Raw genomic sequence first — 6,000 nt, 5'->3', positions numbered from 1 at the left:
CCCGCAGCGGCGGCGGCCGCCGGCCGCTCCAGCAACGGCAGCTCGGTGAACAGGATCGACAGGTTGACGTTGAAACGCGCGTCCGAGAAACCCATAAGGGAGAGCGCACCTTCCGTATTGCGGAACTAGCTTTCTGCTTGTTGGAACACTGCCCGCGGGTCTCGGGACCTGTCAAGAGGCCGGGACGGAGGGCGGTCCGGCGGCGCTAGTTTGGGGGCATGGTGCGATTGCGAGTGGAATTCACGACGGAACCGTTCGATCTGGACGAAGCGCCCGCCCACGCGGTCGTGGGGCGCGAGATCATTACGGACGCCGGGCTGGACGCCGTCGACGTCGGCCCGTTCGGCAACACCGCCGAGGGGGAGGGCGAGAAGGTGCTCTCCGCGGTGGACGCGCTGCTGCGCGAATCCCTGGAGGCCGGTGCCACCCGCGTCTCCCTCCAGGTCAACGTGATCGCGCCGGCCGGGGAGGACGCGACGTGACCGAGCCCGCCGACCACCCGTTCGTCCAGGCGGTGAAGCCGCTGGTGGACGCCATGGGCGCGGAGATGGTTGCGCCGGAGCAGGCGCGGGGTGACGATGTCGTCCTGGCGTGGGAGGGGCGGGACCGGGTGGCCGTACGGCTGCCGCACCTGTCCGATTCGCTGGACCATCTCCTCGCCGAGCTCCAGCGCCGGCACGGTATGCCGCTCAGCGACCTGGACCGCCGGACCAAGCAGTCGGTGGTGCGGATCCTGGAGGCGCGCGGCGCGTTCTCCGTACGTCACGGGGTCGAGACGGTCGCCAGTGCGCTGGGTGTCAGCCGCTTCACCGTTTACAACTACCTGAACAGGGACAACGCCGCGAAGGGTGCCGACTGACCCAGAAGCGGTGCCCGTTGGGCACTTGCGTACGAGCCGCCGTCCGGGTGAACCGGACGGCGGCTTTCTTGTTGCCGAGTTTTCAACAAAGTGTTGACGTGATGTTGTCGGAGGTCTTAGCTGTTTCCAGCCAAGCAGAGCCCGTACAGCACCAGGCCACGGAGGCTTCCCGTGTCTTCGAATCCGACGCCGGGTCTCGCCCGGTTCAACGCCGCAGCCGACAGTACGGCCCGTGCCGCACTGCGCGAGGCGTGTGCCAGCGAAGCGTGGGGGAGCCGGATCCTCGCCCGCCGCCCGTACGCCACCACCGACGCCCTGTTCGCCGCCAGCGATGCCGCCACGGCCGAGCTGACCGCGGCGGACCTGGCCGAGGCGATGGCCGGTCACCCGCCCATCGGCCGGCCCACGCCGGGCGACGCGACCTCCTCCCGCGAACAGCGGGGAATGTCCGCGGCCGGCGCGGACCTCAAGGCGGAAATGCTCGAACTGAACCTCGCGTACCAGGAGAAGTTCGGGCATGTCTTCCTGATCTGCGCCACCGGCCGGACCGGTGAGCAGATGCGCGACGCCGCCCGTAACCGGCTCGACAACACGCCGGAACAAGAACGCGAGATCGTCCGCAGGGAACTGGGCAAGATCAATCGCATCCGGCTGGGCCGCCTCGTCGACGACGCGGCGGACCCGGCAGACGCCGCAGAAGGAGGACGACCATGAGCAGCGAGACGGCCCGGCACCAGACGTCGGTGTCCACGCACATCCTGGACACCAGCGTGGGCCGCCCCGCGGAGGGCATCGCCCTCACGCTCTCGGTGCGCTCCGGACACGCCGGCGGCTGGAGCGCCCACGGCGCTTCCAAGACCGACGCGGACGGGCGTTGCAAGGACCTGCCGGCGCTGCCGGCGGACACCACCCACGTACGCCTGGACTTCGAGACCGAGGCGTACCTCGCCAGCAAGGCCGACACGGCCGACCAGCAAGCCGAGGAACAGCAGGACGCCCCCCGCGTAAGGGACAGCGGAGCTTTCTTCCCGGAGGTGGCGATCACCTTTGCCGTCACACCGGGTGAGCACTACCACGTACCGCTGCTGCTCAACCCGTTCGGCTACTCCGTATACCGAGGGAGCTAGCACCGACATGACCATCTCCTCCCGCCCTGCCCGCCCGGATTCCTCCCGCCCTGCCCGCCCGGTGATTCTCGGCCAGAACCAGTACGGCAAGGCGGAAAACCGCGTCGTCCGCATCACCCGGGACGGCGACACCCACCACATCAAGGACCTCAACGTCTCGGTCGCGCTCTCCGGCGACCTCGAAGACGTCCACCTCTCCGGCTCCAACGCCCACTGCCTGCCCACCGACACGACCAAGAACACCGTGTACGCCTTCGCCAAGGAACACGGCATCGAGTCGGCCGAGCAGTTCGGCATCCACCTCGCCCGGCACTTCGTCACCAGCCAGGAGCCCATCCACCGGGCCCGGATCCGCATCGAGGAGTACGCCTGGGAGCGCATCGAGACCTCCGAGGCCAACGCGAAGTTCATCGGCGCGGACGAGGTCAAGCACTCCTTCGTCCGCAAGGGCCAGGAGACCCGGCTGACCCAGATCACCTACGACGGTGACAGGTGGCAGGTCGTCTCCGGCCTGAAGGACCTCGTCGTGATGAACTCCACCAACTCCGAGTTCTGGGGCTACATCAAGGACAGGTACACGACGCTCAAGGAGGCCTACGACCGCATCCTGGCCACCGAGGTCTCCGGCCGCTGGCGGTTCAACTGGACCGACGACGACGAGCGGATGCCCAACTGGGAACGCTCCTACGCCCAGGTCAAGAAGCACATGCTGGACGCCTTCGCGGAGACCTACAGCCTCTCGCTCCAGCAGACCCTGTACCAGATGGGCTCGCGGATCATCAACAACCGCGCGGAGATCGACGAGGTGCGGTTCTCACTGCCGAACAAGCACCACTTCCTGGTGGATCTGGAGCCGTTCGGCCTGAAGAACGACACCGCCGAGGGAGCCGTCTACTACGCGGCGGACCGCCCGTACGGCCTGATAGAAGCCACTGTCCTGCGCGACGGTGTCGAAGCCGAGATCCCGACGGATCTGACCAACCTCTGACGGCTCCCGACGCAGCGCCGTGCCTCGCCGTCCCTCCCCGTCCCGCAGCGGGGAGGGGCCCGCGCATCCTGAGGGGAACGCGACCCATGGCTGCACCACCACCGCACGTTGAGAAATCCCCCGTCCCACCGGTCCACCCGGTGGACGAGAAGCCGGCCCCCAAGCGGCTCGTCCCCGCCGCCCTGCAGCACATCGCCGCCATGTACGCCGGCGTCGTCACCCCTCCGCTCATCATCGGCCAGGCCACCGGCCTGGACACCGCGGGCCGCACCCGGCTGATCGCCGCCAGCCTGCTGATCGCCGGTCTCGCGACCCTCCTGCAGACCCTCGGCGCCGGCCGGTTCGCCGGCAACCGGCTGCCGTTCGTCAACGCCGCCTCCTCTGCGGGCATCACCCCGATGCTCGCCATTGCCGAGACCACCGCCAAGGGCCACCAACTGCCCGCCATATACGGGGCGGTGATGGTCGCCGGCGCCTTCTGCCTCGCCGTCGGCCCGTTCTTCGGCAGACTGCTGCGCTACTTCCCGCCGCTGGTCACCGGCGTCGTCATCACGCTCATCGGCGTCACCCTGATGCCCGTACCGGTCGGCTGGGCACAGGGCGGCGACAAGGAGGCCGCCGACTTCGGCGCCATGAAGTACCTGGCGCTGGCCGCCTTCACGCTCGTGGTCATCCTGCTGATCCAGCGCTTCACCCGTGGTTTCGTCAAGCAGATCGCCCTGCTGCTGGGCCTGGTCGCCGGCACCCTCGCAGCGGTTCCGTTCGGCATGGCGAGCTTCGACTCGCTGCGCGAGGCGCCCGTCGTCGCGCTGCCCACCCCCTTCGCCTTCGGCCCGCCGGAGTTCCAGCCCGCCGCCGTGCTGTCCCTGTGCATCGTGATGCTGGTCCTGATGACCGAGTCCGCGGCCGGGATGCTCGCCGTCGGCGAGATCTGCGAACGGCGTACGACCGGACGGACCATCACCCGCGGCCTGCGCACCGACGGCCTCGCCACCCTCGTGGGGCCGGTCTTCGGCGGCTTCCCCACCAGCGCTTTCGCGCAGAACGTCGGCGTCGTCTCGCTGACCCGGGTGCGCAGCCGCTACGTCGTCGCCGTCGCCGGTGCCACCCTGCTCGTCCTCGGCGCCTTCCCCGTCCTCGGCGCGGTCGTCAACCTCGTGCCGATGCCCGTCCTCGGCGGCGCCGGCATCGTCCTGTTCGGCTCGATCGCGGTCAGCGGCATCCGTACGCTCGCCGAGGCCGGTCTCGACGACAGCTCCAACATCATCCTGGTGGCCGTATCGCTGGGCGCGGGCATCATCCCGCTCGCCGCCCCGACGTTCTACGAGGACTTCCCCGCCTGGGCACAGACCGTGCTCGGCTCCGGCATCAGCGCCGGCGCGCTCGTCGCGGTCCTGCTCAACCTGTTCTTCCACCATCTCGGCACCCGGAGCACCAAGGGGGCAGCGGTACTGTCAGCCGCCTCGCCCGGCTCCGGCACTCAAATCCCGTAGGGCCATGCCGTGCCCTCCCCCAGGCTCCCGACGAGCAGGGGGAAACCCATGCCGCATTTTCTAGGAGATCCACCATGGCAGCACCGGCATCCCCTGACAGCGTCGTGACGCAGCGCATCGTCATCGAGAACTGCGCCATCGCGACCGTCGACGCCCACGACACCGAGTACGCCTCGGGCCACGTCGTCGTCGCCGGAAACCTCATCGAATCGGTGGGCCCGGGCAAGGCCCCCGACGGCCTGGCGAACGTGGTCCGCCGGATCGACGGTACGGGCCACCTCGCCACCCCCGGCCTGGTCAACACCCACCACCACTTCTACCAGTGGATCACCCGCGGCCTGGCCACCGACCACAACCTCTTCGACTGGCTGGTGGCCCTCTACCCGACCTGGGCCCGCATCGACGCGCCGATGCTCGCCGCCGCCACCCAGGGGTCGCTGGCCATGATGGTCAAGGGCGGTGTCACCACCGCCTCCGACCACCACTACGTCTTCCCGCAGGGCTCCGGCGACCTGGTCGGCGCCGAACTGGCCGCCGTCCGCGAGATCGGCGCCCGCATCACCCTGGCCCGCGGCTCGATGGACCGCAGTGAGAAGGACGGGGGACTGCCGCCGGACTTCGCCGTCGAGACCACCGAGGGCGCGCTGAAGGCCACGGAAGAGGCCATCGACACCCACCACGACGCGTCCTTCGGCTCGATGGTGCACATCGCCGTGGCCCCCTGCTCCCCGTTCTCCATATCCACCGAACTCCTGCGGCAAGGGGCCGAACTGGCCCGCCGCAAGGGGGTACGGCTGCACACCCACGGCTCGGAGACGGTCGAGGAGGAGAAGTTCTGCCACGAGCTGTTCGGCATGGGCCCGACCGCCTACTTCGAGTCCACCGGCTGGCTCGGCGAGGACGTGTGGATGGCGCACTGCGTCCACATGAACGACTCCGACATCGCCGCCTTCGCCCGGACGAGGACCGGCGTGGCGCACTGCCCGTCCTCCAACGCCCGGCTCGCCGCCGGCATCGCCCGCGTACCCGACATGCTCGCGGCAGGCGTACCGGTCGGCCTCGGCGTGGACGGCACCGCCTCCAACGAGAGCGGCGAACTCCACACCGAACTGCGCAACGCGCTGCTGATCAACCGGCTCGGCGCGCACAGGGAAGCCGCACTCGACGCCCGCAAGGCGCTGCGCCTGGGCACCTACGGCGGCGCCCAGGTCCTGGGCCGTACCGCCGAGATCGGCTCCCTGGAGGCCGGCAAGCTGGCCGACCTGGTGCTGTGGAAGCTGGACGGCCTGGCCCACTCCACCATCGCCGACCCGGTGACCGCCCTGGTCTTCGGCGCCGCGGCGCCCGTCACGCTGTCCCTGGTCGACGGCGCGCCGGTGGTCGAGGACGGCCGGCTGACCACCGTCGACGAGGAGAGCGTCGCCCGCACCGCCCGGGCCGAGGCCCAGCGCCTGGCCCGTATCGCCGCCGAGGGCTGATCCCCGCCCGGCGGCCCGAGAACTCGGCCGGGGGGACGGCCCCGGCCGGGGGCTT

Annotated in this window: 7 protein-coding genes and 1 pseudogene; 7 read left to right on the top strand and 1 reads right to left on the bottom strand. The window is 69.8% G+C overall.

Annotated features, from left to right (window positions below; genetic code table 11):
* Positions 1-95, bottom strand: a pseudogene (locus ACZ4Z1_RS40025) (hydroxypyruvate isomerase); the annotation flags it as partial.
* 126 nt (positions 96-221) lie between these two features.
* On the opposite strand from ACZ4Z1_RS40025, the gene ACZ4Z1_RS40020 reads away from it, so the two are divergent.
* From ACZ4Z1_RS40020 to ACZ4Z1_RS39990, 7 genes are all read left to right on the top strand, one after another.
* Positions 222-482 (top strand): YkoF family thiamine-binding protein, encoded by a 261-nt coding sequence (locus ACZ4Z1_RS40020; protein ID WP_468491628.1) that lies wholly within the window; start codon positions 222-224, stop codon positions 480-482.
* Positions 479-859 (top strand): helix-turn-helix domain-containing protein, encoded by a 381-nt coding sequence (locus ACZ4Z1_RS40015; RefSeq protein WP_468491623.1) that lies wholly within the window; start codon positions 479-481, stop codon positions 857-859. The genes ACZ4Z1_RS40020 and ACZ4Z1_RS40015 overlap by 4 nt, the downstream gene beginning before the upstream one ends.
* 171 nt (positions 860-1,030) lie before the next feature.
* The gene (gene uraD / locus ACZ4Z1_RS40010; RefSeq protein WP_468491622.1) at positions 1,031-1,573 is read left to right on the top strand and encodes a 2-oxo-4-hydroxy-4-carboxy-5-ureidoimidazoline decarboxylase; all 543 of its coding nucleotides are present in this window, start codon (positions 1,031-1,033) and stop codon (positions 1,571-1,573) included.
* Positions 1,570-1,986 carry a hydroxyisourate hydrolase gene (uraH, locus tag ACZ4Z1_RS40005; protein ID WP_468491621.1) on the top strand — a complete coding sequence of 139 codons (417 nt, stop codon included), beginning with the start codon at positions 1,570-1,572 and terminating at the stop codon, positions 1,984-1,986. The genes uraD and uraH overlap by 4 nt, the downstream gene beginning before the upstream one ends.
* A gap of 7 nt (positions 1,987-1,993) precedes the next feature.
* Entirely contained in the window at positions 1,994-2,974 is a 981-nt protein-coding gene (pucL, locus tag ACZ4Z1_RS40000) for a factor-independent urate hydroxylase (protein ID WP_468491620.1), read from the top strand.
* An 86-nt stretch (positions 2,975-3,060) separates the two neighbouring features.
* Entirely contained in the window at positions 3,061-4,467 is a 1,407-nt protein-coding gene (locus ACZ4Z1_RS39995; RefSeq protein WP_468491619.1) for a nucleobase:cation symporter-2 family protein, read from the top strand.
* 74 nt (positions 4,468-4,541) lie between these two features.
* Positions 4,542-5,945, top strand: coding sequence for an 8-oxoguanine deaminase (locus ACZ4Z1_RS39990; protein WP_468491618.1), 1,404 nt, complete (start codon positions 4,542-4,544; stop codon positions 5,943-5,945).
* Positions 5,946-6,000: the final 55 nt, after the last annotated feature.

This window comes from Streptomyces sp. NPDC030165 (assembly GCF_055573595.1).
Note: the sequence above shows the minus strand (reverse complement) of the source record. Positions and strands in the feature narration are given on the sequence as shown.

What these genes read in the sequence shown, in the direction of transcription:
- ACZ4Z1_RS39995 (WP_468491619.1), top strand. Translation starts at nt 3,061, where the DNA reads ATGGCTGCACCACCACCGCACGTTGAGAAATCCCCCGTCCCACCGGTC.
- uraH (WP_468491621.1), top strand. Translation starts at nt 1,570, where the DNA reads ATGAGCAGCGAGACGGCCCGGCACCAGACGTCGGTGTCCACGCACATC.
- pucL (WP_468491620.1), top strand. Translation starts at nt 1,994, where the DNA reads ATGACCATCTCCTCCCGCCCTGCCCGCCCGGATTCCTCCCGCCCTGCC.
- ACZ4Z1_RS39990 (WP_468491618.1), top strand. Translation starts at nt 4,542, where the DNA reads ATGGCAGCACCGGCATCCCCTGACAGCGTCGTGACGCAGCGCATCGTC.